Origin of the sequence: Halococcus salifodinae DSM 8989 (assembly GCF_000336935.1) — an archaeon.
Taxonomy (GTDB): Archaea; Halobacteriota; Halobacteria; order Halobacteriales; family Halococcaceae; genus Halococcus; species Halococcus salifodinae.
On sequence record NZ_AOME01000054.1, the window covers coordinates 20942 to 45217 of the forward strand.

18 protein-coding genes and 2 pseudogenes are annotated in these 24276 nt (G+C 65.5%); 5 read left to right on the top strand and 15 right to left on the bottom strand.

Annotated elements, in window-relative coordinates:
• Nucleotides 1-41 precede the first annotated feature (41 nt).
• Nucleotides 42-755, bottom strand: a complete 714-nt coding sequence (locus C450_RS09845) for a DUF4013 domain-containing protein (RefSeq protein WP_005043146.1) — start codon at nt 753-755, stop codon at nt 42-44.
• A gap of 254 nt (nt 756-1009) precedes the next feature.
• Here C450_RS09845 and C450_RS20825 point away from each other — a divergent pair, with 254 nt between their 5' ends.
• Nucleotides 1010-1150 carry an SHOCT domain-containing protein gene (locus tag C450_RS20825; protein ID WP_005043147.1) on the top strand — a complete coding sequence of 47 codons (141 nt, stop codon included), beginning with the start codon at nt 1010-1012 and terminating at the stop codon, nt 1148-1150.
• A 29-nt stretch (nt 1151-1179) separates the two neighbouring features.
• On the opposite strand, the pseudogene rqcH reads toward C450_RS20825, so the two are convergent.
• The 12 genes and pseudogenes from rqcH to C450_RS09895 all read right to left on the bottom strand — a co-directional run bounded on the left by rqcH (nt 1180) and on the right by C450_RS09895 (nt 14457).
• Nucleotides 1180-3278 (bottom strand): annotated as a pseudogene (gene rqcH / locus C450_RS09850) (ribosome rescue protein RqcH).
• An 83-nt stretch (nt 3279-3361) separates the two neighbouring features.
• Nucleotides 3362-3724, bottom strand: coding sequence for a hypothetical protein (locus C450_RS09855; RefSeq protein ID WP_241430332.1), 363 nt, complete (start codon nt 3722-3724; stop codon nt 3362-3364).
• 237 nt (nt 3725-3961) lie between these two features.
• Nucleotides 3962-5023, bottom strand: a complete 1062-nt coding sequence (locus C450_RS09860; RefSeq protein ID WP_005043149.1) for an NAD(P)/FAD-dependent oxidoreductase — start codon at nt 5021-5023, stop codon at nt 3962-3964.
• An 808-nt stretch (nt 5024-5831) separates the two neighbouring features.
• Nucleotides 5832-7535, bottom strand: coding sequence for a tRNA uridine(34) 5-carboxymethylaminomethyl modification radical SAM/GNAT enzyme Elp3 (locus C450_RS09865; RefSeq protein ID WP_005043150.1), 1704 nt, complete (start codon nt 7533-7535; stop codon nt 5832-5834).
• Between the two features lie 55 nt (nt 7536-7590).
• Nucleotides 7591-8115, bottom strand: coding sequence for a GrpB family protein (locus C450_RS09870; protein WP_005043151.1), 525 nt, complete (start codon nt 8113-8115; stop codon nt 7591-7593).
• Nucleotides 8116-8122: 7 nt separating this feature from the next.
• Nucleotides 8123-9646, bottom strand: a complete 1524-nt coding sequence (locus C450_RS09875; RefSeq protein WP_005043152.1) for a hypothetical protein — start codon at nt 9644-9646, stop codon at nt 8123-8125.
• 281 nt (nt 9647-9927) lie between these two features.
• A complete protein-coding gene (locus C450_RS23355) occupies nt 9928-10035 on the bottom strand; it encodes a hypothetical protein (RefSeq protein ID WP_005043153.1) in 108 nt (35 codons plus the stop codon).
• Nucleotides 10022-10153 (bottom strand): annotated as a pseudogene (locus tag C450_RS22680) (DNA topoisomerase IV subunit A); the annotation flags it as partial. The gene C450_RS23355 and the pseudogene C450_RS22680, both read right to left, overlap by 14 nt.
• A 2-nt stretch (nt 10154-10155) precedes the next feature.
• A complete protein-coding gene (locus C450_RS09880) occupies nt 10156-10497 on the bottom strand; it encodes a DUF5615 family PIN-like protein (protein WP_005043154.1) in 342 nt (113 codons plus the stop codon).
• A gap of 3 nt (nt 10498-10500) precedes the next feature.
• The gene (locus C450_RS09885; protein WP_005043155.1) at nt 10501-10779 is read right to left on the bottom strand and encodes a DUF433 domain-containing protein; all 279 of its coding nucleotides are present in this window, start codon (nt 10777-10779) and stop codon (nt 10501-10503) included.
• Nucleotides 10780-10802: 23 nt separating this feature from the next.
• Nucleotides 10803-12041 (bottom strand): DNA topoisomerase IV subunit A, encoded by a 1239-nt coding sequence (locus tag C450_RS09890; RefSeq protein WP_005043156.1) that lies wholly within the window; start codon nt 12039-12041, stop codon nt 10803-10805.
• 22 nt (nt 12042-12063) lie between these two features.
• The gene (locus tag C450_RS09895; protein ID WP_005043157.1) at nt 12064-14457 is read right to left on the bottom strand and encodes a DNA topoisomerase VI subunit B; all 2394 of its coding nucleotides are present in this window, start codon (nt 14455-14457) and stop codon (nt 12064-12066) included.
• A gap of 299 nt (nt 14458-14756) precedes the next feature.
• Between C450_RS09895 and gyrB the strand changes: the two genes are divergently transcribed.
• The 3 genes from gyrB (at nt 14757) to glmM (ending at nt 21301) form a co-directional block, all read left to right on the top strand.
• Entirely contained in the window at nt 14757-16685 is a 1929-nt protein-coding gene (gene gyrB, locus C450_RS09900) for a DNA topoisomerase (ATP-hydrolyzing) subunit B (protein WP_005043159.1), read from the top strand.
• A gap of 349 nt (nt 16686-17034) precedes the next feature.
• Nucleotides 17035-19479, top strand: coding sequence for a DNA gyrase subunit A (gyrA, locus tag C450_RS09910; RefSeq protein ID WP_005043162.1), 2445 nt, complete (start codon nt 17035-17037; stop codon nt 19477-19479).
• A 457-nt stretch (nt 19480-19936) separates the two neighbouring features.
• The gene (gene glmM, locus C450_RS09915) at nt 19937-21301 is read left to right on the top strand and encodes a phosphoglucosamine mutase (protein WP_005043163.1); all 1365 of its coding nucleotides are present in this window, start codon (nt 19937-19939) and stop codon (nt 21299-21301) included.
• 38 nt (nt 21302-21339) lie between these two features.
• On the opposite strand, the gene C450_RS09920 is transcribed toward glmM, so the two are convergent.
• Complete coding sequence (locus tag C450_RS09920) at nt 21340-22473, bottom strand: DUF7118 family protein (protein WP_005043165.1); 1134 nt, start codon at nt 22471-22473, stop codon at nt 21340-21342.
• Nucleotides 22466-22849, bottom strand: coding sequence for a phosphoribosyl-AMP cyclohydrolase (hisI, locus tag C450_RS09925; protein WP_005043166.1), 384 nt, complete (start codon nt 22847-22849; stop codon nt 22466-22468). Before hisI ends, C450_RS09920 begins: the two co-directional genes overlap by 8 nt.
• Before the next feature lie 270 nt (nt 22850-23119).
• On the opposite strand from hisI, the gene C450_RS09930 reads away from it, so the two are divergent.
• A complete protein-coding gene (locus tag C450_RS09930) occupies nt 23120-24265 on the top strand; it encodes an inorganic phosphate transporter (protein ID WP_049910084.1) in 1146 nt (381 codons plus the stop codon).
• The last annotated feature ends 11 nt before the right edge of the window (nt 24266-24276 follow it).

Below are 24276 nucleotides of genomic sequence, written 5' to 3' on the forward strand. Positions count from 1 at the left end.
GTCCGATTGGGTGTGAAAAAGTCTTGGGCAGAGCTGAGTGCTCAGACGGCGGGCTGTTCGTCGGCAGTCTCGCGAGTCTCGACCGTCCGGAGGTCGGCCCACGTCCGGCCGATGACGTAGTACGCCGCTACCGAGGCGTAGAAGCTCACGAACAGTCCCGGCACCGCGCCGAGAATCGGGATCACGGCGTTGAACGCCCCGGCGATGATCCCGCCGCCGACGATCACGCCGAGTGCGAGGAGCCAGCCGGTCGCGTACGCCCCGCTGAACAGGATCGGGCGGAGCGTGCCGAAGTCGAACGCGGCGGCGAGCGTCCCGCGTTCGGCGAAGTTCGCGGTCGCGGCGGGGATGACGTACCACGCCGCGAGCCCGAGGACGAACGTTATCGCGAGGCCGACGAGGAGGCCGAGGACGCCCGCGCCGACTGCGGCCGATCCGCCGTCGACGGAGCCACCGGTGGCGATGGCGACCGCCGAGCCGCCGACCAGCACCGCACCGACGACGAACGGGACGAACCCGTAGACGATCGCGATGACGGTGGCTTTCAGCCCCTCGATCCCCATCCGTCCCCAGTCGTCGAAGACCGGTGCGGTCTCATCGCCCGCAGCAGTCCGACGGAGGACGCGGACGAGATACCCGTTCACGAAGAAAACGGGAATCAGGAGGAAGCCGAACACGGACAGCAGTCCCCCGATGAGGACGGTGACGAGTGCGTCGTCGCTGTTTCTGAGGTAGTTGAGTGCGTCGCTGATCATGGTGTTTCCGAGATCGCTACTCGCCGCTGGCGGTGCAATCTCTGCCAGACCATACGACCGACGAGGAGATATAGTTATCGGTCGTTTCAGGCCCTGAATCGCCAGTTCTTCCCGTCGCATTCAGTTGTGGATGACGGATCGGATGGCAAAGACGAAACAAGAGTTCCACCGACGCGAACTGATCCGGACCGGACGGAACGAGCCGCTCGCTCTCGGACGATACCGACACGGAAACAGCGGGTGAAACCGACGCGGTGGCGGCGCTCCGCGAGCGCTACGCCCGTGGTGAGATCGGCGATGCGGAGTTCGAACGCCGGCTCGAACGGCTGCTCGAAAGCGAAGACGAGGCTGGAAACCACTGGCGTGAGCCGGCCGAGGCGGAACGATCGCGCTGAATCCGTAGCGACGACGCGGCCCTCCTCAGTCAGTCTTCGACCGTTCGGCTGCCGCCGGGCGGGAGGAACTCCGCGATCAGGTCGGGGCTCGCCACCTTCCGGACGAACGACGTGTCGGCGAACCGTTCACGAAACTCGCGGTAGAGGCGCTTCGCCGCGTCGTTCTGGGCGTACTGGCCCGGTTCGACAGTGATCGACGTTTCGGCGCGCGGCTCGATCGCCGCCGGCGGCCCGCCGATCACGCGGGTCTCGGGCTCGCAGACGATTCCGATCGCGACGCCCACGGGGGTATCCTCGAAGTACGTGCGATCGCCCCGCACCGCGAACCCGCCCTTTTCGAGGTATTCGCCGCTCTCGGGCGTTTTCGAGACCTGGTCCGGGCTCGCCATGTACGCGTCGCCGGCGAACCGTCCGTTTTTCCAGACCGACGAGTACGAGACGGCGAACTGGGCGGTCTCCTCCAGGGTCGACTCGGAGAACTCGATCTCTTGGGTGGGCTCGCTCGGCCCCGTTGCCTTCAACACCGTGACCGGGCCGCCGCGGGCCTGGGTGTGGAAGAACCGATCGCCGCGTTCGAGGTACTTCTTCACGAGGTCCTCGTTCTGGTCGGCGCTGCGCCCGCCGAGCACGAGGAAGTCGTCGCTCGTGCGGAACCATCGGAATCGCTCGTACCACTGCTCGTTCTGCCTGACGGAGATCGACCGCCGGGTGAGCCAGTCGACATCCTCTTGATCCTCCTTGGCGTCGGCCGCTTCCGTCCCGCTTTCGTCGCCGGACTCCCACTCGTCGCGGCGGTGCTGGAGGGTTTCGAGTTCCGCACGGGTCTCGGCGACCGCCTCCTCCGCACCCTCCTTTTTGCCCACGACGCGCTACAAACGCCTGCCTGGCGTCGAGAGAAGTGTTCGCCNTGGTCGGGATCGTCGATCGCCGCCCGGAGTGCGTCAGTGTCGATCTCCGTCCCCTCGCTCGGCGTGACGCCCGAAACGGCCTCGGCGGCCGCGATTCCGCGATCGGCTCCCTCGACGAAGCGGTCCTCGATGTCCTCCCAGCCGGTGCCCTCTTCACGTGCGTTCCGCACCGTCGAGAGGATCTCGTCGACGAGGTCGTAGTTCGCGTACAGCGACTCGGCCTTCGCGCGCTCGGCGTCGGCCTGGTCCTCGAAGTCCTCGATCGCGTTCTCCTGTTGTTGGATGATCCGTTCTTGCCGTTCGATATCGTCCTCGAAATCGGGGCGCTCCCGACCGCCGCTCTCCTCGTCTTCCGTGGTGTCGAGCGCCACGAAGTACGTGTCGAGCGCCGCGGTGAACGAGTCGAATCCTTCACTGTCGAGGTCGGCGCGCTCCTCTAGGGGGAACGGCGTCACGTCCACGGGCTCGTCGTCCTCGTGGTAGATCCGTGGTTCGAACGCGCCGCTCGACAGTTGGTCGGTGAGACGTTCGGTCGCCTCGTAGAGTGCGTCGAACTCCTCCTCGCCCGCGTCCTCGATCGCGAGCTCTTTCTCGACGCCCGCGCGGGTGCAGAGTTCTTCAGCGTACAGCCCGCCGAAATTCAACTGTGTGGCGAGCGTCCGCACGAGGTCGGTGTTCGACTCGGCCATCCGTGCGGCGAACCCGTCGCCATCGACCGCGAGCGGGTTGAAGCGCGAGGAGGGGAACTCGTAGGTCGCGCCGGGTGCGACGGTTCTCGACTGGAGCCGGACGGTGTTGAGGCAGTCGACCACCTCGTCGTTCGCGTCGAGCACGGCGATATTGCCCTCACCGAACAGCTCGGCCACGATCGTCGTGTTCTGGTCCTCGCGCTCGAACTCGAACGTGAGAACCCGGTCGAAGCCGAACTGCGAGACGCCAGCGAAATCCGCACCGGAGAGTCGGTTCCGGAGCATCTTCGCGAACCCCGGTGGACGGCCAGGCGCGTCGGGGACGTTGTCGGGATCGACGACGTGGGCGCGCTTGGTCTCGCCGACCTCGATCAGGAGTTCGACCCGGCCGCGGTCGAAATCACGGAGTTTGAGCCGGAGAAGGTCGTCGCCGTAGAGATAGGCCTTGTCGAGCTTCGCGCCCGCGTACGTCCCGAGTTCGGTGACGAGGGCGGCGAGGTCGACGCTGGTGAGCTCGCGCTTCGGGTCCATACCCGGCCTCCGGACGGCCCGGAAAAATGGGTGTCGCTACGCGCGGGACGTCGATGTCGGCGTCGGCGTCGATTCGCCGAACCTCACTCGCCGTCGCTTCGGAACGCCCGGAGCGAGACGAGCGCCACCACCAGCTGGACGGCGGTCGTCCGGAGATCGGCGTTGAACAGGTCCCGGAACCACTCCTTCGTCCACGGCAGAACTCCGAGCGCGACCTCGGCGAAGAGGGCGACGGCCACGATACCCGAGTACGACCGTCCGCGCCGGGACGCCCCCGCAGCGATGCCCCCGACGCTGACCGCGATGTGCTCGGCCGCATGCAGTCGGTTCATTCCCACGAGACCGAAGACGCGCTCGCGCGAGAGTCCTCGGACGCCGACAGCCGTGAGAAAGAGGCCGAGCCTGGTTGCGAACCGGTCCTGTCGAGTCGGCGTCTCTTCGCTCATCGGTCGGACCATGTGCGCCAGTAGCATAACCCCATCGGCGATCGATTCGAACGGTCACACCGCCGATCGGAACGTCGTTTTTGCCTCTCAATTTTGGTTGCGGTGGCGCGCGGGAGCGCGCTGCTCCGTCAGCGCGCGACTCGTGCGAGGGATGAGCGGAGCGAATCGGTTGGGGAGGACGTGGCCTGCGGTTCTCATTTGTGACGGGAGCCGGCGTCGTGTACCGGTAGCCAGTGGTCACGACAGCAGTCGCTTGCCGATTCTATCACCGGTATCGAGCCCGTTCCGGAGCGCGAGGTGGACCCGTCCCTCGCCCGCCACCCAGTCGCCTGCGAAGAACACGCCGTGCTCTGCGGCGCGGTCGAGCGGTTCGGCCGCGACCGCGTCGCCTGGCTGTGCGTAGCGCCAGCCCTGATAGTCGGTCCAGTCCGGATCGGCGAGCCGATCGTCGTCGAGCAGATCGGCAGTGAGATCGGCAGCGTCTGGGATGACCTCCGTGGGCGGATCGTCGATCCGGTCGGCCGACCAGTCCGCCCCCAGTTGGACGATCAGGAGGCTCTCGCCGTCGGGGACGTGGCCCGGTTTGCACTCCTCGCGAGAGCACCATCCGATTGCGTGGTCCTTGTCGGTGTTCACCAGCGCGTAGTACGGCCGATCGAGTTCGAAGGGGTAGTGCAGAACGGCGGTGATCGTCGGCCGGAAGGATACGTCCCGGACGGCGGTTTCGAGGTCTCCACGAAGGTCGTCGTCCCACTCGGTGGCCGCAAGCAGGTCGGCGGTCTGCGGTGCCGGCGGGGTGAGGAGCAGCGCGTCGTATCGCCCGAGATCGGTGCCGTCGGTGTCCGCGATCGTCCATCCACCGTCGACGCGCTCAACAGCGCCGACGCGAGTCGATTTCTCGATCGTGGCCTCGGTCCGATCGAACAGCCGTTTCGCGAGCTGGGTGATCCCCGCGCGGTAGGTCCACTTGTGGTCGTCGGTGTCACGGCCCTCACTCACCGTGCCGTCGGCGTCGAACGTCCAGATCGGCCCCTCGGCCTCCGCCAGGCCGTCGGTATCGAGCGTTTCGGTGACGAGTTCGGTCACTCGGGCGTCCTGGTCCTTGAAGTAGTTCGCACCGTGATCGTACCGACAGCCGTTCTTGCGGCGGGTCGCGGCGCGGCCGCAGACCCCGCGACTCTTCTCGAAAACGGTGACGTCTATCGCGGCGTTCCGCAGTGCGTACGCCGCCCCTGCGCCCGCCGCGCCCGCGCCGACGATGGCGATCGAATCGCCCCGCCCGTTCCCGTGGTCGGTCATCGAAGTATCGATACGCACGGATCGCTTAACTCGCCGTCGGTCGATGGCTCTGGTCCCGCGCTCAGCGATCACGACGAGTCGTCCAGAATCAGTGTCCGAATCGTGAAACCGACTCCGCACCACGGGGTTGCGGTCCGTTGCGTGGCATCACCCGTATGACCTTGCCCCACTACCGTACTTTCCCCCCATCATAATAAATGAACTGGCCGATCTCGGGTATGTATACTGCTCACACAGGCGTTTTTCGTGACGGGTGCCCCGCCGTCGGTCGATCTGATCGGTCCGTCGTCGATCCGCTCGATGGAGATGTCGGTCGGAACTTCTCACAACCGCTTCGAACGTACGGGCCGTCCAGGTGGTAGCCACGATCGTGGTAGTATTCACACCGACCTTTTCCTGCGCTCAGTCGCTCCGCTCCTTCACTGACAAAAGGTCGATCAAAAGCCATCGTCACCCCCTACGGGGGTTCCTCGGCCCGCTCGCTCACTCCGTTCGCTCGGGGCAGGGCTACTGGTGCACCACCACGTGACCGCACAGCACCGTAGAAGCCCTCAGTCGCTTCGTTCGCTCACGGGTCGTCCCTCCCCGTTCGTGCGTTCGGCGGTGCTCACTTCGTTCGCACCGCCCGTCGCTCGCCCTTCATCCGCTGTCAGAGAAATCTCCGACAAGCCTCGTGCTCGTTTCACTCACACGAGACGCCAGGAGAGCAAAGCTCTCCTGAGCCTCGACTCGCTCTGTTCGTCGAGACGCCAGGAACCGCACCGCAACGCCTCCACGCCGGCGGTCACGCGCGACCTACCGCCACGTTTCACAACCGCTTCGAGACGTACGGGCCGTCCTGATGGTAGCCGCGATCCTGATAGTATTCCCGCGCACCGATACCGCTGATGACGCCGAGTTTGTCGAAACCAGCGTCGGTGGCCATCGACTCGGCATGGTGGAGAAGCTTTTCGCCGTAGCCTCGGTGTTGCCAGTCCGCGCTCTCGTCTCGCGGGCTTTGCCCGCTCGACCCGTCCGAGGCGCTTCGCGCCTCGCGCTCCCCGACCTGTACCATCGATCCGTAAACGTGGAGTTCGCGCACGATCGCCGCGTTCTGTAGCTCGCGTCGCACAGGGTCGTTCGGGAATCGAAGCCGACAGAAGCCCACCAGCAGATCGCGATCCGGGTCCTCGTAGCTGATGAAGTGTTCCGTGCCGCCACCCGACTCGTACGTGAGAACGTCGCGCTCGACGTTCGCGGGCGGTTCGTCGTTCATCCCGACCTCACGACACCGGATGCAGTCACACGTCCAGCCGTGCTCGTCCATCCGCTTCCGGGCGAGCTGTCGGAGGTTCGACTTCCAGACGCCCGCATCGATGAAGTCCGCCGGGATGTCGCGCTGGACCCGCTGGAGCCGAACGTACTTCGGAATCATCGACTTGATCTCGGCGACCAGCTCGGCGGCCTCCTCGTTGCCGAGCGGCTCGAAGTCGTCGCGTTGCCACATGTCGTAGGTCGCCGTGCCGCGAACGATCAGCATCGGGTAGATCTTGAGGTAGTCCGGCCGCCATTCGGACTCCTCGAACAGCCGTCTGAAATCCTCGATGCACATCTCCCGATCCATCCCGGGCTGGCCAGGCATCATGTGGAAGCCGACTTTGAACCCCGCGTCGCGGAGTCGGCGGTTCGCATCGACGGAGGCCTGCGTGCCGTGGCCCCGGTGCATCGCGCGGTTGATCTCGTCGTAGGTGGTCTGGACACCGACCTCGACTTTCGTCCCGCCGAGATCGAGCATCCGGTCGATCTGCTCGGGGTCACACCAGTCGGGTTTGGTCTCGAAGGTCGTGCCGATGTTCCGGACCCGGCCGCGCTCGTTTTCGGCGATCACGTCCTCCAGATATTCGAACTCGCGCTCCTCGGGGTCCTGCGCGAAGCTCTCGGTCTCGGAGGGATGGGGCTCGGCGTCGGGATCGAAATCGTTCATCGCCGCGAGCGCGCGCTTGACGAACCACTCCTGATAGTCGTGGCTCCGGGCGGTCATGGTTCCACCCATCAGAATCAGCTCCACTTTGTCGACCGGATGGCCGATCTCGCGGAGCTGATTGAGCCGGAGTGTGACCTGGCCGTAGGGATCGTACTCGTTCTGGACGCCGCGCGCCGCGGCGGGCTCGTGGCCGGTGTAGCTCTGCGAGCTCGAAAACTCCGAGTCGGGGCCGCCGGGACAGTAGAGACACTTGCCGTGGGGACAGCCCTGCGGCGAGGTCATGATCGCTACGGGCGAAACCCCCGAGGCAGTTCGAACAGGTTTGCGCCGGAGCACCTCCTCCAGCTCCTCGCGCTGCCCATCCGGTGCGCGATCAAGGAGCTCGGAGTTCTTGGGAACTTTCGGCGAGGAGAACTCGCCACACGCCTCGCGCTTTGCGGCCTCGACGCCGTCGCGTTCGAGGTCGCCGTCGAGGATCTGCTCGATCAGCGCCTCGCAGGTCCGCTCGAACGCCTCGCTTTCGGTTGGATCGGTCGTCTCGGTGCTCATCGGGTCGTTGTAGAGAATCGCCGCGTCGCGCGAATAAGCCTGTTGTTCGGGTGGGCTACCGCTCGGCCGTCGCTCGTTCGAGGACCCGCTCGATGAACGCAGCTTTCGCCGCGGTGTAACTGTCCCGATCGTCGGAATGTGCGTCGGCCAGCGTCCGCTTCAGTTCCTCGTACTCCGCCGCGACTTCGGGGTGGGATCGGAGGAAGTTCCGGAACGCGATCTGCTCGGTGTATCGATCGCTTTCGCGTTCGACGACCGAGAGGTAGTGTGTGCGGTCGGTTCGGGGTCCCTTCGCGAGGAACAGTCGGCCAGACACGTCGTCGTTCGGTCGGTGTTCGTAGCCGTGGGTTTCGAGCACCGGAACGAGGTCAGCCGCCCCGTCGAGATCCTCGACGACCGCCAGCATGTCGATGATCGGCTTCGCCGCCAGCCCCTCGATCGCGGTGCTGCCGACGTGTTCGAACTCGATTAGCTGCTCGTCGACGAGCGGTTCGAGGCGTTCGACTTCCGCCGTGTACTCTCGTTTCCAGCCGGGATCGTGCGGGACGAGTGCGACCGTTCCACGTTCCAGCCCGGTCATCGCCAACTCAGTCGGCGATCCAGTCGGCGAAGCTGCTGTCGCCGATGATGGTCTCGGTCTGGCGGTCGATGTACGCACGCTGCATCCCGTGGATCGCCGCTGCGAGATCGTCACCGTCGTCGAGCCGGCGGCGGACTTCGTGGCGTTTCCAGTCCGCCGGCGTCGTCCCGTGGCGGGCGCGCTGGCGGAGCGGCCAGAGGTACTTCGCGGCCTCGTCCTCGGAGAGGCCGCGCGAGGTGAGGCCGTCCTTCGCGTGATCGAAGATGTCGGTGTAGATCTCGTCGTAGGCAGTGGTCTCGCGGCCGTCGTTCGTCACCCACGTCAGGTCGGCGTCGAGGCCGTCGTGCATCGCAGCGTAGAAGTTCTCGTGGGCGGCCTGCCAGTCGAGGCCCGCGACCGGGTGTTCGCGGCGCGTCAGGCTTTCCATCAGCCCCGCGAAGGCGGCCTGGAACGCGATGGTGTCTCGCACGGTCGGCTGGCCCGCGATCGGGCGGAACTCGATCCGGGCGTTCGCCGAGGACTTGCTCGATCCCTCGAACACCGGCCGCACCCACCGCCAGTAGGTGCCGTGTTTCTGCCGGAAGGTGGCGAACGCGTCGTCGAAGCGGTTCGACTCCTCGATCGGCATCGGGACGATTGTGTCGTCGGCCGCGATCCGATCCACCGCCTGTTCGGTGGAGTCGAGGTCGTGCGGGAACCGGACCTTCCCGGTGCCGCTGTTGGGGTTCAAGATCGCCTCGAAGACGTGGATCCGGTGGCTCATCCAGCCGTCCTCGACGATCCGTTCGGCCGGCACGTCGTCGTAGAGTTCCGGCGGGAAAAACGGGGAGTTGACGCCGAGCGCGAGGAGCGGGCCCGCGATCCGGAGTGCATACCGGAAGTAGTCGGGGAGGTCGGCGGCGTGTGAGACCTGGTAGTGGGGTTGGATCGACGTGATCAGGCTCTCGGGCATCACGGTTTTGGCCGAGAGCGAGACGTGGGGCGCGTCGAGGTTCATCCCGACCGCGTCCGCGCCCGCGGTGTTCGCCATCGCGTGATACCGGACGGAATCGCTCATGTTCGAGGCGATCCGGACGCCACGGTCCTCGACGCTTCGCGAGAGATACTCGCCCGCGGGCTCGCCCTCGGGCGGAATCGTCCACATCCCGTCGCTGACGAGCCGGAGCCCCGACGATCGCACGCAGTCGAGGGCAGTCCGGAGTCGGGCGCTCACCTCCGCCTCCTGGGCCGCCAACCCATGTGAGTTGAGCGGCTGTGGACTGGTGCGCATCTCGGCGTTGTGAAGCCCGAGTTCCTTCTCGAACCCGATGAACTCCAGCAGACGACGGGGAACGCGCGCGAGTTCGCTCGTCTCGCGGTTGACGCCGTAGAACTCGTATTCGAGCCCCACGATCGCCTGGGGGTTGTCGAACGTTCCCGCGTCGAGTTCGCGCTTGATGACCTCGGCTTCGTCCTCGGCGCGGCTGCGGAAGTCGTTCGCATCGACCGCGAGCACGTCCTCGACCTGTGCCGCGAGATCCGATCCTGACATGCCTCGCCGTGTGCGAGCGAGCGTCTTTAACCCCGCGGCTGGCGTCCATCGTCGGTGTCGCCCGTTTCGACAGCTCGACAAACATGGCCGGCGCGCGCTCGCGTTCGGTGTGAGCAACAGCGAACACCGAACGCACACATCGTGCGAGGGATGACTGAGCGACAGGTGGCGCGAACGAAGCGAGGGTCGCCGAGCGAAGGAGTCGGTTGGGGAGGGTGTGGACGGTGTAGTCGTGACTCGGCCATCGTGCGGCGGGCGAAGCCGTAAAGCCGGCCGCGCAGTCAGAGCACGCCCATCGCATCGAGTCGCTCGGGCAGATAGGTGTCGGTCACGAAGTCGAGCCCGCGTGCGGCGAGGGACTGCTGTTCGGCCTTNCACGCCCATCGCATCGAGTCGCTCGGGCAGATAGGTGTCGGTCACGAAGTCGAGCCCGCGTGCGGCGAGGGACTGCTGTTCGGCCTTCTCGTTGATGTCGAGCTGGAGTGCGATCTGCTCGTGCCAGTAGTCGATCAGAGCCACTGTTCCAGCCACTCGATGTGGTCGTACATTGCGTCCGGCGAGAAGTGTGCGTCGATACGTCTGATAGCCCGCACGAACTCGCCCGGAGAATGACTCTGATCGGTGTATCGGATGATTCCGGCGTGTGCTACGTCCTCTGCCAACTCGACGAAGTCATCGTCGTTTGTGAGCATGACCTGTTCCGTTTCCCGACACACGACGAGGTGCTCCTCGTCGAGTATACCGCGCTCGTAGCCCTCGTCCACCGCCGAGACAGCGTAGCCTTCGGCCCTGAGTGCGGTGACGAACGCGCTGTCGACATGCTCGTCGGCTCGAAACGAAAGCGGGTCCATCCGCTACTGCTCTACCGTTTCGGGAGCCTTCGACTCACGTTTCAACGTCTCGTTGAGTTCGCGCCGGCGTTCGCGGACGGCGTTCATCTCTTCGATGTTCTCGTAGTAGTACGCGAGTGCTGAGTACACCTCCGGAAGCGTGATGTCGAGTTGGTCGACGACGTGCTCCGGCGCTTGGCCGTGGTCCAAAACCCGTTCGGCGACATCGATGACCGCTATTCGATGCCCGTCGAGGCGTGCCTTCCCACCGAGCCCTCCCTCCGTCTTCACGATAGTGGCCATACGTAGTGATTGTCGTCCCCGAATCATAAGCTTCCGGTCGCCGTAGCGCCACGTCGAAAGCGAGCGCTACTTACAGCACGCCCATCGCATCGAGTCGCTCGGGCAGATAGGTGTCGGTCACGAAGTCGAGCCCGCGTGCGGCGAGGGACTGCTGTTCGGCCTTNCACGCCCATCGCATCGAGTCGCTCGGGCAGATAGGTGTCGGTCACGAAGTCGAGCCCGCGTGCGGCGAGGGACTGCTGTTCGGCCTTCTTGTTGATGTCGAGCTGGAGTTCGATCTGCTCGCGCCAGTAATCGGTCTGGAACCGTGGGTCGGTGAGCTCGCTTTCGAGGGCGTTCACGTCCGAATCCGCAAGCGGATCGGTGGGCAAGTCGTACTCCACGATGTCCTCGGGCTGGATCCCGATGAACTGCGCCTCCGGCGTGGCGAGATAGTTCGAGAGGTGGGCGGATTTGATCGAGCCGTAGGCCACCGACCCATAAATGCGGTAGCTCCATGGATCGCCGTCAGTGAACACCACGACGGGAAGATCGAGTTCGTCGTGGAGACGTTTGGTCAGCCGACGGGTCGCGCGTGCAGGTTGGCCGCCGAGGTGGACGACAATGGTGTTGAAATCCTCGTCGAACCCGTTCTCGACGAGTCGATCGCGCATCCCGCCGGTCTCCACACAGAGGACGAACTCGGCGTCGTGGTCGAGGAACTCGATAGTGTCGGGGTTGTTCGGGATCTGGTAGCCACCCTGACCGACGTCGTCCTGACAGTGGATCTCGCGGTCGCCGCGGTTGGTCTGCTCGCGGATCCGTAGCGGCCCCATCACCTTCGCACCCGACTCTTCCGGGCGCATATGGAAGTCCTCGCGGGTCACCTCCGAGACGATCTCCAAATCCTCGATCAGCTGGTTCGACTCGTCTTGATCGTTGAACTGGGCCTCCTCGTTGTCCCAGCTTTCCGAGAGGTAGTAGAGCTCTCGCAGGGTCGACGAGCGGTCTTCGTCGAGCTGATCGGCGAGGAAGTCGATGGTGTAGATCGCCTTCAGCAGCTTGCGCGCGCCGCGAACCGAGTTCGCGCTGCGAGTGCTTTGGCGGTCGCCGTACACCCAGACATCGCCCTCCTCGTCGTACTCGATGTTGGATTTCGTTCGCGTCGGGATCTCCATTTCGGGGATCTCGCCCGCGGCGAACTGGTCGTAGAAGTCGGCGGCGAGGTCGATCAGCCGTTCGCGCGCCGACTCGTCGATCTCGGGTGGGGTTTCGGTGCTCATGGAAGTGGTGGTATCGGTGTGTTCAGGCGTTGTTCGTGAATTTCTCGCGCTCGACGCCGGTAACGTCGAGGTCGAAACTCGCGTCGCCGTCGATCTCGTATTCGAGGACGCTCTCGTCATCGCTTTTGACCTCCGGCGACCACTTGATGAACCACTCGCCGTCCATCTCGACCACGCGTGCGCCGTCCGAAACTGCCGACGGTTCCGCCGAGACGATCTCGGTCACGTCAGGCGACTCGTTGGTTCCCGAATGGTTCTCGACGACGAGCTTCACGGTTCCGTTCTCGACGTGGCGCTCGACGAGGACGTTGTTCATGATCCGCGCGAGCGAGTCGTCGATCTGCAACTGCTCACGCTCGGTCACGTCAGCAAGTTTTTCGGCCATTTCGGGCAGGACCGTCGAGAGCACGTCCTGTTTCTCTCGGCGTTGCTGCATCGACTGGCGCTTGTTGAGGTAGCTCTTCAGCTCGCGGGCGGCCTCCCGGACTGCGAGCTCGATCTCGTCTTCGATCTCCGGGACGTTCGCGATCGCGTCCTTCGATTCGCTCGTGAACGGGACGTTCGTGGAGGCGACGTGGATCATGATGACGGCGGGGCCGTTGGGGAGGCCCGAGCCGCCCGGCTGGTCCAGTCCATAATTTCGCCAGCCGATCCCTTTCAGGACGTCGGTGGTCGCACACGCCCCGCGCTGATAGACTAGCGGGACACGGTTCGCAAAGCGCAGCAGTTCGACGCCGCCCTCCGCGGCGAGTTCGCCGCCGTAGGCGATCCCCGCCTCGACGATGAACGGATCGCCGCCATGGACGCCGGCGTCTCGCGTTGCCGACGCGTAGAAATCGGCGTCGAACTCCTTTTCGAGCCCCGACCGCACGAGATCCGCCGTAATGGGTGAGAGACAGCCCGTCGGCGGCGCGATGATGTCGGTCTCGCGCATCGCGTCGAGCAGCGCGCTCGCGACGTCGCGGTCGTCGGCGACCGCTCGTACGTTCGGTGGGTCGTCCGGAACGGTGCTGCAGACCTCCCAGATCGAGTCGACCACGTTCTCGCGGGCGGTCTCGCCGAAGGAGACGTCGTCGCGCTCGGCAGTCATATCCGCGGCCCGATCGACGTATCCGCTGAGGGTATCGTGGGTCAGGCGGTCGCGGCTCCAGCCTTCGTCTTCCGTATCGAACTTCGCCGCCAGGCGCTCGGCGAACGACTCGATGACAGCATCGTCTTTCCGCGTGCTCGTCGCGCCGTCGACCAGCGCGTAGAGGTCGGCGTTCAGGTTGGTTCGGACCGCGTTCCAGGCTGCGCCGACGGCCTTCTCCTGCACTGTGGCCCCGAAGACGGTCCCCGTGTCGGCTTCGGCGGTGCCGGCCGCGTTCGCAACGATTTCCACGATGTCGTGGTGGGCGAGCCGTTCGCACTCGGCCACCCGATCGGCGACCGCCACCGCGAACGCAGCGGTCGCCTCGCGGCCTTTGTTCGACACCGCGTCCGTGACGGCGGCTTCGATGTCGCTGTCGTCGTGGGATTTCGGGGTTTGCCACGCCATCTCGCGGCCGTAGTGATGGTCGTTGAACCGCTCGATCACGCTCGTCGCGGTCTTCGCCCCGACACGGGTGAACTCTCCCTGGAGGAACCCGGAGACGCTGTACGAGTCGGTCGAATCGAGCATCTTGAGCAGCGTGCCGAGCTCCACGCCGTGGGGGTGCGGGCGGATTTCTTCAGTTTCGGCGGGGAGCTGGTCGGTCGCGCGTTCGGCCTTGAACTCGCCGTTCGGCTCACGGAGCTCGATCCGGGCATGGGGATTCACGACCGCGGTGTGTTTCACGTAATCCCGGAGTTGGGAGCGCGCGCGCATGTTCGCCTCCATTTCGAGTTCGATTCGGGTGCCGTGCGGCCGATCCCACGTCGTCGTCTCGTCGACCGAGACCTCGGGCTCGTTGGTGTCGGTGTCGATGATGAGTTCGAAGTACTTGGCGTCCTGGCTGCCCTGCGTCCGACTCGTGATCTTCGCTGGCTTGCCGCTGGTGAGCTGGGAGTAGAGCACCGCCGCCGAGATGCCGATCCCCTGTTGGCCCCGGGCCTGCTCGCGCTTGTGGAACCGGGAACCATAGAGGAGTTTGCCGAACACCTTCGGGAGTTCGTCGGCGGTGATCCCGGGACCGTTGTCCTCGACCACCAGCCGGTAGTAGTCGCCGACCTCCTCGATCTCGATGTAGATGTCGGGGAGATGGCCGGCCTCCTCGGCGGCGTCGAGAGCGTTGTCGACGGCTTCCTTCACCGCAGTAACGAGTCCTCGGGCTCCGCTGTCGAACCCGAGCATGTGCTTGTTCTTCTCGAAGAACTCGGCGATAGAGATCGCACGCTGGCCCTCCGCGAGCTCGGCGGCGACCCCCTCCTCGTCGAGCGTCGACTGGAGCGAGGGCATTGCCCGCTCTGCGGGCCGGGAGGTGTAAAACCCCGCGATAGCTCCCCGAAAGTGAAACTGAAGCGGTTTCGATCCGATGAGATGACGGAAATACTACCAGCGAAACGGAGCACGAAATCGTTCGTGACGACACCGACGACGCCTCTCTGTTCGCTTATACGTTTGCGGAACGAACAGCGATCCGAGAGGACACCACACCACGCCAACGACTACGGAAAACCGACCGACTGCGGCGACATGCGCGCTCGCGCGCGTGCGAGGGTTTTATTGTTCCCGGTAGCCTATCGACGGTAGATTCAATGTCTCACGACGAGTACGGAGCCGGACAGATTCAGGTACTCGAAGGGCTCCAGGCCGTCAGGAAACGCCCGGCGATGTACATCGGCTCGACCGACGCTCGCGGTCTCCATCATCTGGTCTACGAGGTGGTCGACAACGCCATCGACGAGGCGCTCGCTGGCCACTGCGACTCGATCGAGGTCACGATCCACGACGACGAGGACCCCTCGGTCAGCGTCACCGACGACGGTCGTGGTATCCCGGTCGACGAGCACGAGGACGGCAAATCCGCCCTCGAAGTCATCATGACCGTGCTCCACGCCGGCGGGAAGTTCGACAAGGAGTCCTATCAGGTCTCCGGGGGCCTCCACGGCGTCGGGGTCTCGGTGGTGAACGCGCTCTCGAAGTGGGTCGAGGTGACGGTGAAACGCGACGGTGCGGTCTGGAAGCAGCGTTTCGATCACGGCGCACCTGAGGGCGAGATCGAGCGCGTCCGTGACCTCGAACCCGACGAAGAGACCGGCACCGAACTCCAGTTCTGGCCGGACGACGCCATCTTCTCCACCACGTCGTTCGACGCCTCGACGCTCGCCAATCGCCTGCGCGAGCTCGCCTTCCTCAACTCCGGGGTCGAGATCGAGCTCCACGACGAGCGCGACGGCTCGCGCGAACGGTTCCGATACGACGGCGGGATCCGGGAGTTCGTGGTCTATCTCAACGAGTCGAAAAGCGCGCTCCACGAGGACGTCATCTACTTCGAGGACGCCGCCACGGTCGACGACGGCGAGGTCGCCGTCGAGGTCGCGATGCAGACCACCGACGAACTCCAGGGGTCGATCCACGCCTTCGCCAACAACATCAACACCCGTGAAGGAGGTACTCACCTCACCGGGTTCAAGACCGCGCTCACGCGGGTCGTCAACGACTACGCCGGCGAGAACGGTCTCCTCAGACCACTCGACGGCGAGAATTTGAAGGGGAGCGACATCCGCGAGGGGCTTACTGCCGTCATCTCGGTCAAACATCCCGATCCGCAGTTCGAGGGCCAGACCAAGACCAAGCTCGGTAACGGCGAAGTACGCGGGATCGTCGAGAGCGCGGTCCACGAACATCTCGACACCTACTTCGAGGAACACCCCGACACCGCGAAGGCCGCCATCGGCAAGGCTGTCGAGGCCGCGAAGGCCCGCCGGGCGGCGAAAAAGGCGGAGGAGCTCACCAGGCGAAAGTCGGCGCTCGAATCCACCGCCCTCCCTGGAAAGCTCGCCGACTGTCAGACCCGCGAGCCCGAGGAGGCCGAACTGTTCATCGTCGAGGGCGACTCGGCGGGCGGCAGCGCAAAACAGGGTCGTGATCGGGAGTTCCAGGCGATTCTCCCACTCTTTGGCAAGGTACTCAACGTCGAGAAGCACAGGTTAGACCGGATTCTCGAAAACGACAAGATCCGGAACCTCATCACCGCGATCGGTGCGGGCGTCGGTGAGGAGTTCGACATCGAGGACGTGCGTTATCAGAAGATCGTCATCATGACCGACGCCGACGTCGACGGCGCACACATCAGGACACTCTACCTCACCCTGCTCTATCGCTACCTCACGCCGTTGATCGAGGCCGGCTACGTCTACGCCGCCCAACCCCCGCTCTACCGGGTGCGGAACGGCGGCGAGACGTACGACGCGATGACCGAGGCCGAGCGCGACCGGATCGTCGAGGAGATCTGTGGCGGGAGCCCGGATCAGGTCCAGCGGTTCAAGGGCCTCGGCGAGATGAACCCCGATCAGCTCTGGGAGACCACGATGAACCCCGAAAACCGCATCCTGAAGCAGATCACGCTGGAGGACGCCGCCGCCGCCGACAAGATGTTCTCGGTGCTGATGGGCGATTCCGTCGAACCACGCCGGGAGTTCATCAAGAGCCACGCGACCGACGCCGACTGGGTGGATATCTAACGATGCACCCCCACCTTTTGCTGCACTCAGTCGCTCGCTGGCGCTCGCTCCTTCGCTGGCAAAATGTGGATCAAAAGCCAGCGTCACCCCACTCGCTACGCTCGGGGGTTCCTCGGCCCGCTCGCTCCCTGCGGTCGCTCGCGGTGGGATCACTAGCGACTACTGCAACCGCTCCGCTCCGCACAGCACCGCCGAAGCCCTCGGCGCGCGCTCCCTACGGTCGCTACTCAGTCGCTTCGCTCGTTCACGCGCCTCGCCCTTCATCCACCAGGACAGCCCCGCAACCGCACCGCCGCAGCGGCTGGTCGCCGCGAACAGTCGTTTCGAAACTCCCCCTGAAAACTGAATCATGAGCTCAGACATTCCCCAACCCGATCCGGACGCAGCCGCAGACATCGAGGCCGTCCGGATCGAGGACGAGATGGAACAGTCGTACATCGACTACGCGATGAGCGTCATCGCCGGCCGCGCGCTGCCCGACGTCCGCGACGGCCTCAAACCCGTCCACCGGCGCATCCTCTACGCGATGCACGAGGAGGGCGTCACCAGCGGCTCCGGCCACCGAAAGTCCTCCTCCGTCGTGGGCGACACGATGGGCGATTATCACCCTCACGGCGACAGCGCGATCTACGACGCGCTCGCCCGGATGGCCCAGGACTTCTCGATGCGCGCGCCGCTCGTCGACGGCCAGGGTAACTTCGGGAGCGTCGACGGCGACCCGCCCGCCGCGATGCGGTACACCGAGGCCCGGATGAGCCCGATTTCGGAGGAACTGCTCGCGGATCTCGGCAAGGACACCGTCGACTTCCAGGCGAACTACGACGACCGCCTCGAAGAACCGGCGGTCCTCCCCTCGGCGTACCCGAACCTCCTCGTGAACGGCTCGTCGGGCATCGCCGTCGGGATGAGCACGAACGTCCCGCCACACAATTTGGGAGAAGTGATCGACGCCACGATCCACCTCATCGAGAACCCGAACTGTGGAGTCGAGGACCTAATGGAGTACGTCAAGGGCCCGGACTTCCCGACGGGTGCGGAGATCGTCGGACGCGAGCCGATCCACTCGGCGTACACCACCGGTCGCGGGCGAGTCCGGATGCGCGCGAGCTACGAGATCGAGGAGATGGGGGACCGCGAGCGGATCGTCATCACCGAACTTCCCTACCAGCAGAACAAGGCCAAACTCGTCGAGCACATCGCCGATCTCGTCAACGACGGCACGCTCGAAGGAGTCTCGGATCTCCGGGACGAGTCCGACCGGGACGGCATCCGGATCGCGGTCGATCTCAAGCGGGGCGCGCTAACGGATGTGGTCGAGAACCAGCTGCTCGAACACTGCCTCGAAAAGACCTTTGGGGTGATTAACCTCGCGCTGGTCGACGGCGAGCCACAGGTGCTCGATCTGAAGGAACTCCTCTCGCACTACCTCGAACACCGCCGTGAGGTCGTCCGGCGGCGCTCCGAACACGACCTCAACGAGGCTGAGGAGCGCGCGCATATTCTGAAGGGACGACTGACCGCACTCGAACACGCCGAGGACGTCGTCGAGCGCATCCGGGACGCCGAAGACCGCGACGCGGCGAAGGCGGCGCTCCGCGAGGCCTACGACTTCTCCGAACGCCAGGCGGACCACGTCGTCCGGATGCAGCTCGGCAGCCTGACCGCGCTCGAAGCCGAGGAGATCGAGGACGAACACGCGGCTGTGGAGGCCGAGATCGAGCGCCTCGAAACCATTCTCGGTAGCGACGCCGAGCTCGACCGGGTCATCACGGAGGAACTCCGCGAGGTCAGAGCAGAGTACGCCGACGGCCGCCGAACGCGGATCGTGGAGGATTATGGGACTGTCACGCGCGAGGACCTCATCCCCGACGAGGAGGTCATCGTGGTGATGACCGAGAACGACTACATCAAGCGGATGCCCGCAAGCGAATTCGACGCCCAAGGCCGGGGCGGGAAGGGGATCATCGGGACGAAACTCAAAGACGGCGATCGCGTCTCGGCGGTGTTCCGGGCGAACACCCACGACTACCTGCTCGCGTTCACCAATCAGGGGTACGTCTATCGCCTGAAGGTCTACGAGGTGCCCGAGATGGGCCGGACCGCCCGCGGGAAATCGGCCATCAACCTCGTCGACTTGGAGGACGGCGAGGATATCACCGCAGTAGTGGCGACAGATGACCTCGGTGAAGAGGAGTGCCTCACGATGGTCACGCGCGAGGGGTACGTGAAGCGCACCTGCGCGACGGACTTCGAGAACATCCACTCCAACGGGCTGATCGCCACCCGGCTGGAGGAGGATGACGAACTCATCGACGTCGAAGTCACCGACGACGATGGCGATCTCCTGATCGCCACCCAACGGGGAATGGCGATCCGATTCCCGAAGGAAGAGGCCAGAGAGATGGGCCGGAGCGCGCGTGGCGTCAACGGGATCAAACTCACCGAAGGCGACGCAGTCGCCGGCCTGGTCGCCGCGGGCGACGACGCCGACCTGCTGACCGTCACCGAGAACGGGTACGGTAAACGTACACCGATGGGCGAGTACCGCACCCAGTCGCGCTACGGCAAGGGGCTGAAGGACATCAAGACCAACGATCGCAACGGTCGGGTCTGCACGGTCGAAGCCGCCACCGCCGACGACGACCTCGTCGTGATGAGCGAGGGTGGCCAGATCATGCGGACCAGGGTCGGCGACATCTCGACCGTGGGTCGGAACACGATGGGCGTGACGGTAATGGACCTCGAAGCCGGCGATCACGTGGCCTGCGTGGACGTTCTCCCGAACAGCGACTGACCGCTTGACGATTTCTCGATCCGTGAAGCGGCGATTTTCCGTGTTTCGGCAAGTGGTGTGAGCGACTGCTGACTCGAAGGATTTGTGGGACGGTTGCGGTACCTGGCGGATGAAGGGCGAGGCGCGCGAGCGAAGCGAGCAGCGAACGGAGTGAGCGCGCGCCGAGGGCTTCGACGGAGCTGTGCGGAGCGGGGCGGTTGCGGTAGTCGCTAGTGATCGAACCGCGAGCGAACGGAGTGAGCGAGCGGGCCGAGGAACCCCCGAGCGTAGCGAGTGGGGTGACGCTGGCTTTTGATCCACATTTTGCCAGCGAGTGAGCGACCGAAGGGAGCGAACGAGCGTGGTTCGAGACGCCTTCGGCGTCTCGTCATCACGGAAGGCGCTCCGCGCCTTCCGAACGACAGCAAAAGGTGGGGTCCGGAAGCGATTTGTGACTCGGGTTCGGAGCGTCGACCGAATGGAACTGTTCGGGTCGAGTGGTATCCGTGGAGTGGCGAACGAGACGGTGACGCCGAGGTTTTGCCTCCGGGTGGGGATGGCGGTCGGCACGGTCGTGGGCGGCGAACGGGTCGCGGTGGGCCGTGATACGCGCGCGACCGGTGGGATGTTCGCGAACGCGGTCGTCAGCGGACTCCAGAGCGTCGGCTGTGACGTCGACCGGCTGGGTGAGCTCCCGACGCCGGGCGTCCAGCTGTACGCTGAACGCGAGAGCGTGCCGGCGGTGATGATCACCGCCTCGCACAACCCACCCGAGTACAACGGGATCAAGCTGATCGGCGCGGACGGGATCGAACTCCCGGTCGCGGAGTTAGAGCGGATCGAAACGGCGCTCGACGAGGACGGATGCGCCCGCGCACGGTGGGACGAAACCGGCGACGCGCGGTCGGTCGAGGGTGTCCGCGAGGCGTACGTCGAGGAGGTCGTGGACGCGGTCGACCGCGATCGGATCGCTGACGCGGACCTGACGGTGGCGCTCGATCCGGGCCACGGCGCTGGCGCGCTGACAAGCCCGGAGATTTTCCGCGAGCTCGGCTGTTCGGTCGTCACGGTGAACGCTCAGGCGGACAGCCACTTTCCCGGGCGAGACCCCGAGCCAGTGCCCGAGAACCTCACCGATCTCGGCGGATTGGTGCGCGCCGCCGACGCCGACGTGGGGATCGCCCACGACGGCGACGCCGACCGGGCGATCTTCTTCGACGAACGCGGCGAGTACATCGAGGGCGACGCCACGTTCGCGGTGCTCGCCGCCGGCGTACTCGACGGCGACGCGACGACCGTCTCGGCGGTCACGGCCTCACAGCGCCTCGTCGACATCGCCGAGCAGGCGGGTGCAACGCTCGAACGCACCCCGGTCGGGAGCACACGGATCATCTCGCGGGTGCGCGAACTCGAAAGCGAGGGCGCGTCAGTGCCAGTCGCGGGGGAAGGCAACGGCGGCGTGCTCTTCCCGAACTACCGACTCGCACGCGACGGCGCGTACACCGCCGCCCGATTCCTCGAACTCATCGCCGAACGACCGGCGAGCGAGGTCGTCGCCGACGTCGGCGACTACCACAACGTCCGGACCACGGTCGACTACGGGTCGGACGCCGGACGCGAGGCGTTGCTCGCCGCGGTTGCGCGCCACGCCGAAGCGAGTTCGGGCGATCTCGATACGACCGACGGCTACCGACTCGACTTCGGTGACGCGTGGGTGCTCGCCCGCGAGAGCGGCACCGAGCCCGTCGTGCGGATCTACGCCGAGGCGCGTGAGGCCGATCGCGCTCGCGATCTCGCCGACGATCTCGAAACGACGCTCGAAGCCGCGCTAGCCGACGCATAGCGTTCGGTTCCCTTCTCGGAGTTTCGTGCGACCTGCGATCAGAGCGGTTGATGCTCGTCGAGCGCCGCGACGAGCCGATCGCGCTCGGTTCGAACCCGATCGCGTTCGCGCTCTATCGCGCCGCTCGACAGTTTCTCGCGCTCGTCGGCCGTGAGGTCGGCGCGTGCCCGCGCAGCGTTGCGGAGGCGCTCGTACCGATCCTCGCTGGCGAGCGCGCGCACCTCACGGAGCGACGCGACTGCTTCCTCGGACGCGAACCGGCCGACGACGGAGACGAGCTCGCGGGCCTGCCATCGGAGTTCGTCGGCGGACGGCGGCGGCCAGCCGATTTCGAGCGGATCGCTGTCGAGGCGTTCGAGGTAGCTTCGGTGGACGGCGACGTGGCGCTTGAGCTCCTGTGGATCGTCGACGTAGTGAGAGAGCTTCGAGCGGGAGTAATCGGCGTACTCGATCAGCGTCGGGACGGGTTCAGCTCCAACAGAGGTGGCTTCGACGTACTCACGGAGTTCCGTGGGCGGCGAGGGGAACGCCACGAGGGGATACCGTTCGGTCGTGGCGATCAGGTCGAGGAACTCGCGTGCGCTCGCCTCGCGCTCGAACGTCGCGAACGCATCGGCGACGCGCTCGTCGTACGCGGCGATCGGGTCGCGGAGGTCGGCCACGGGCGCGTCGAGATCGGCGTCGCCGAGTTTACGGATGCGTTCCAGTTCGTCGAGACGGTCGTCGAGCTCGGCAAGCCGGTCGTCGACCGCCCGGCGGGCGTCGCGGTACGCCGTGGCCCGTGTGTCGCGCTCGACGAGGAGGCCGGCGAGATCGCCAGCGGGCGCGAGCGTCTCGCGAGCGGCAGCGAAATCGCTCTCGGAGAGTCGGCGTTTGTCGAAGCGCTCGGCGGTCGTCTCGAACGCGTCGCGGTGTGGGAGATCGTCGGTGAGGTCGTCGACGAACGACTCGTAGGCCTCCTCGAACTCGATGAACGCCTCGAAGTCGCCCGTTCCGGTGGCGCGTCCGTCGTACCGATCAAGCAGCGTCGTCGCCCGGTCGTGGGCCGCCGCGACCGCCCGAACGTCGCTCTCGCCGTGATCGGCGATGCGGTCGACGACCTCCTCGTAGGCCGTGTGGGCGGCTTCGAGATCGGCGACCACGTCGTCGGACTCGGCGACACTCTCACTCATAGACGGCGTCGGGATCGAAGACGCGGTCGCCGACGTTCTCGCCGTCGAGCGTGCGGTAGAAACAGCTCCGGTGGCCGGTGTGACAGGCTCCACCCTCCTGTTCGACGAGGTAGAGCAGCGCGTCGCCGTCGCAGTCGACCCGCACTTCCGTGACGTTCTGGACGTGACCGCTGGTCGCGCCTTTCTGCCAGAGCTCCTCGCGGCTGCGCGAGTAGTAGTGGGCCAGCCCGGTCTCGCGGGTGCGTTCGACCGCTTCGGGGGAGGCGTAGGCCAGCATCAGGATCTCGCGGCTGTCGCTGTCCTGGGCAACGACCGGCACCAACCCGCTCGCACCGAAATCGAGTTCGGGGGCGGCGGCCGAATCCGTCCGGCTCATAGAGGAGATGGCCGCCTCGCGTGCATAGGCTTTTTGTGTCGAACGCCGAGAGCGACAGCGATTGCGTCGATCGGTCGCCAGCCGCAAGCGACAGTTCTTTCGTTCAGCATGCATATTGTTCACAATCATGGAACGACTGTGCGATGATCGGTTGGTCGCGCCGTTCGACGACGATCGCCACCGAGGTGAGCGGTAGTGGTGTTCGTCCCCGTCTTGCAGACCTCCGCACCACTGCTCGTGGTGGTCGTGGCGGTGATCGCGAGTCTCGGGATGGCGTGGGCGCTCGGCGCATCGTCGAACTCGCCGCCCTTTGCCCCGGCGGTGGGGGCGAACGCGCTCCCGACGATGCGTGCGGCCTTCTTCATCGGCGTGTTCGCCGCGCTCGGTGCGATCGCTCAGGGAGGAAGTATCTCCGAGACGGTGGGTCAGGACCTCATCAACGGTGTCTCGATCACGCCGCTTGCGGCCGCCGCCGGCCTCCTCACCGCGGCGGCGTTCATCGCGGTCGGCGTCCGTACAGGATACCCGATCCCGGCGGCGTTCGCCACGACCGGCGCGATCGTCGGGGCAGGGCTGGGCCTCGGGGGTGACCCCGCCTTTGGAACGTACCAACGTCTCGGAACTTTCTGGATCGCGGTCCCGTTCGTCTCCGCGTCGATCGCCTATGGGACCGCGACGCTGCTGCGACGTGAGGACGTTCCCGACGAGATCGGCGTCCCAGCGCTCGCGGGCATCGTCGGCGTCATTCTCGCCAACGTTCGACTGGCGATCTTTCCCGGTCCGGACGGCCAGGGGACGCTTGCGGGGTTCGTCTCGCGGCGGGTGGGTGGCGGCATCGATCTCGTCGGGTCGTACGATCTCGTCGGAGTTGTCGCGAGTCTCGCCTTCGGTGCGCTCGTCTTTCTCGCGCTCCGCCGCGAGATGCGCTCATCGGTCGATGCCGGCATCAGGAAGTTCCTGATCGGACTCGGCGCGATCGTGGCGTTTTCGAGCGGCGGGAGCCAGGTCGGGCTCGCCACCGGCCCGCTCGAACCCCTGTTCGACTCGCTTGGCACGCCAAGTATCCTCCTGCTTGGCCTCGGTGCGACCGGGATCCTTCTCGGGGCGTGGATGGGATCACCACGGCTGTTGCAGGCAGTCTCGCGAGAGTACTCCCAGCTCGGCGTTCGGCGATCGATCGCCGCACTGATCCCTGGATTCATCATTGCCCAGGCAGCGATCGCGCTCGGCATCCCGATCTCGTTCAACAACATCATCATCTCGAGCGTGATCGGCAGCGGCCTGGTCGTGGGATCGGCCGGCGTGTCCGGCCGGAAGATCGGGGTGACGGTCGCCGCGTGGCTGGTGACGCTCGTCGGTTCGACCGCCGTCGGTTTCGGGTTCTATCGGGTGCTCGCGATAGTGACTGGTGCGTAGTTCGAACGGCG

Bases quoted from the DNA above. Each gene is read 5' to 3' on its own strand.
- C450_RS09845 (WP_005043146.1), bottom strand. From the start codon at position 755: ATGATCAGCGACGCACTCAACTACCTCAGAAACAGCGACGACGCACTC.
- C450_RS09855 (WP_241430332.1), bottom strand. From the start codon at position 3,724: ATGAGCGAAGAGACGCCGACTCGACAGGACCGGTTCGCAACCAGGCTC.
- C450_RS09860 (WP_005043149.1), bottom strand. From the start codon at position 5,023: ATGACCGACCACGGGAACGGGCGGGGCGATTCGATCGCCATCGTCGGC.
- C450_RS09865 (WP_005043150.1), bottom strand. From the start codon at position 7,535: ATGAGCACCGAGACGACCGATCCAACCGAAAGCGAGGCGTTCGAGCGG.
- C450_RS09870 (WP_005043151.1), bottom strand. From the start codon at position 8,115: ATGACCGGGCTGGAACGTGGAACGGTCGCACTCGTCCCGCACGATCCC.
- C450_RS09875 (WP_005043152.1), bottom strand. From the start codon at position 9,646: ATGTCAGGATCGGATCTCGCGGCACAGGTCGAGGACGTGCTCGCGGTC.
- C450_RS09880 (WP_005043154.1), bottom strand. From the start codon at position 10,497: ATGGACCCGCTTTCGTTTCGAGCCGACGAGCATGTCGACAGCGCGTTC.
- C450_RS09885 (WP_005043155.1), bottom strand. From the start codon at position 10,779: ATGGCCACTATCGTGAAGACGGAGGGAGGGCTCGGTGGGAAGGCACGC.
- C450_RS09895 (WP_005043157.1), bottom strand. From the start codon at position 14,457: ATGCCCTCGCTCCAGTCGACGCTCGACGAGGAGGGGGTCGCCGCCGAG.
- gyrB (WP_005043159.1), top strand. From the start codon at position 14,757: ATGTCTCACGACGAGTACGGAGCCGGACAGATTCAGGTACTCGAAGGG.
- gyrA (WP_005043162.1), top strand. From the start codon at position 17,035: ATGAGCTCAGACATTCCCCAACCCGATCCGGACGCAGCCGCAGACATC.
- glmM (WP_005043163.1), top strand. From the start codon at position 19,937: ATGGAACTGTTCGGGTCGAGTGGTATCCGTGGAGTGGCGAACGAGACG.
- C450_RS09920 (WP_005043165.1), bottom strand. From the start codon at position 22,473: ATGAGTGAGAGTGTCGCCGAGTCCGACGACGTGGTCGCCGATCTCGAA.
- hisI (WP_005043166.1), bottom strand. From the start codon at position 22,849: ATGAGCCGGACGGATTCGGCCGCCGCCCCCGAACTCGATTTCGGTGCG.
- C450_RS09930 (WP_049910084.1), top strand. From the start codon at position 23,120: ATGGCGTGGGCGCTCGGCGCATCGTCGAACTCGCCGCCCTTTGCCCCG.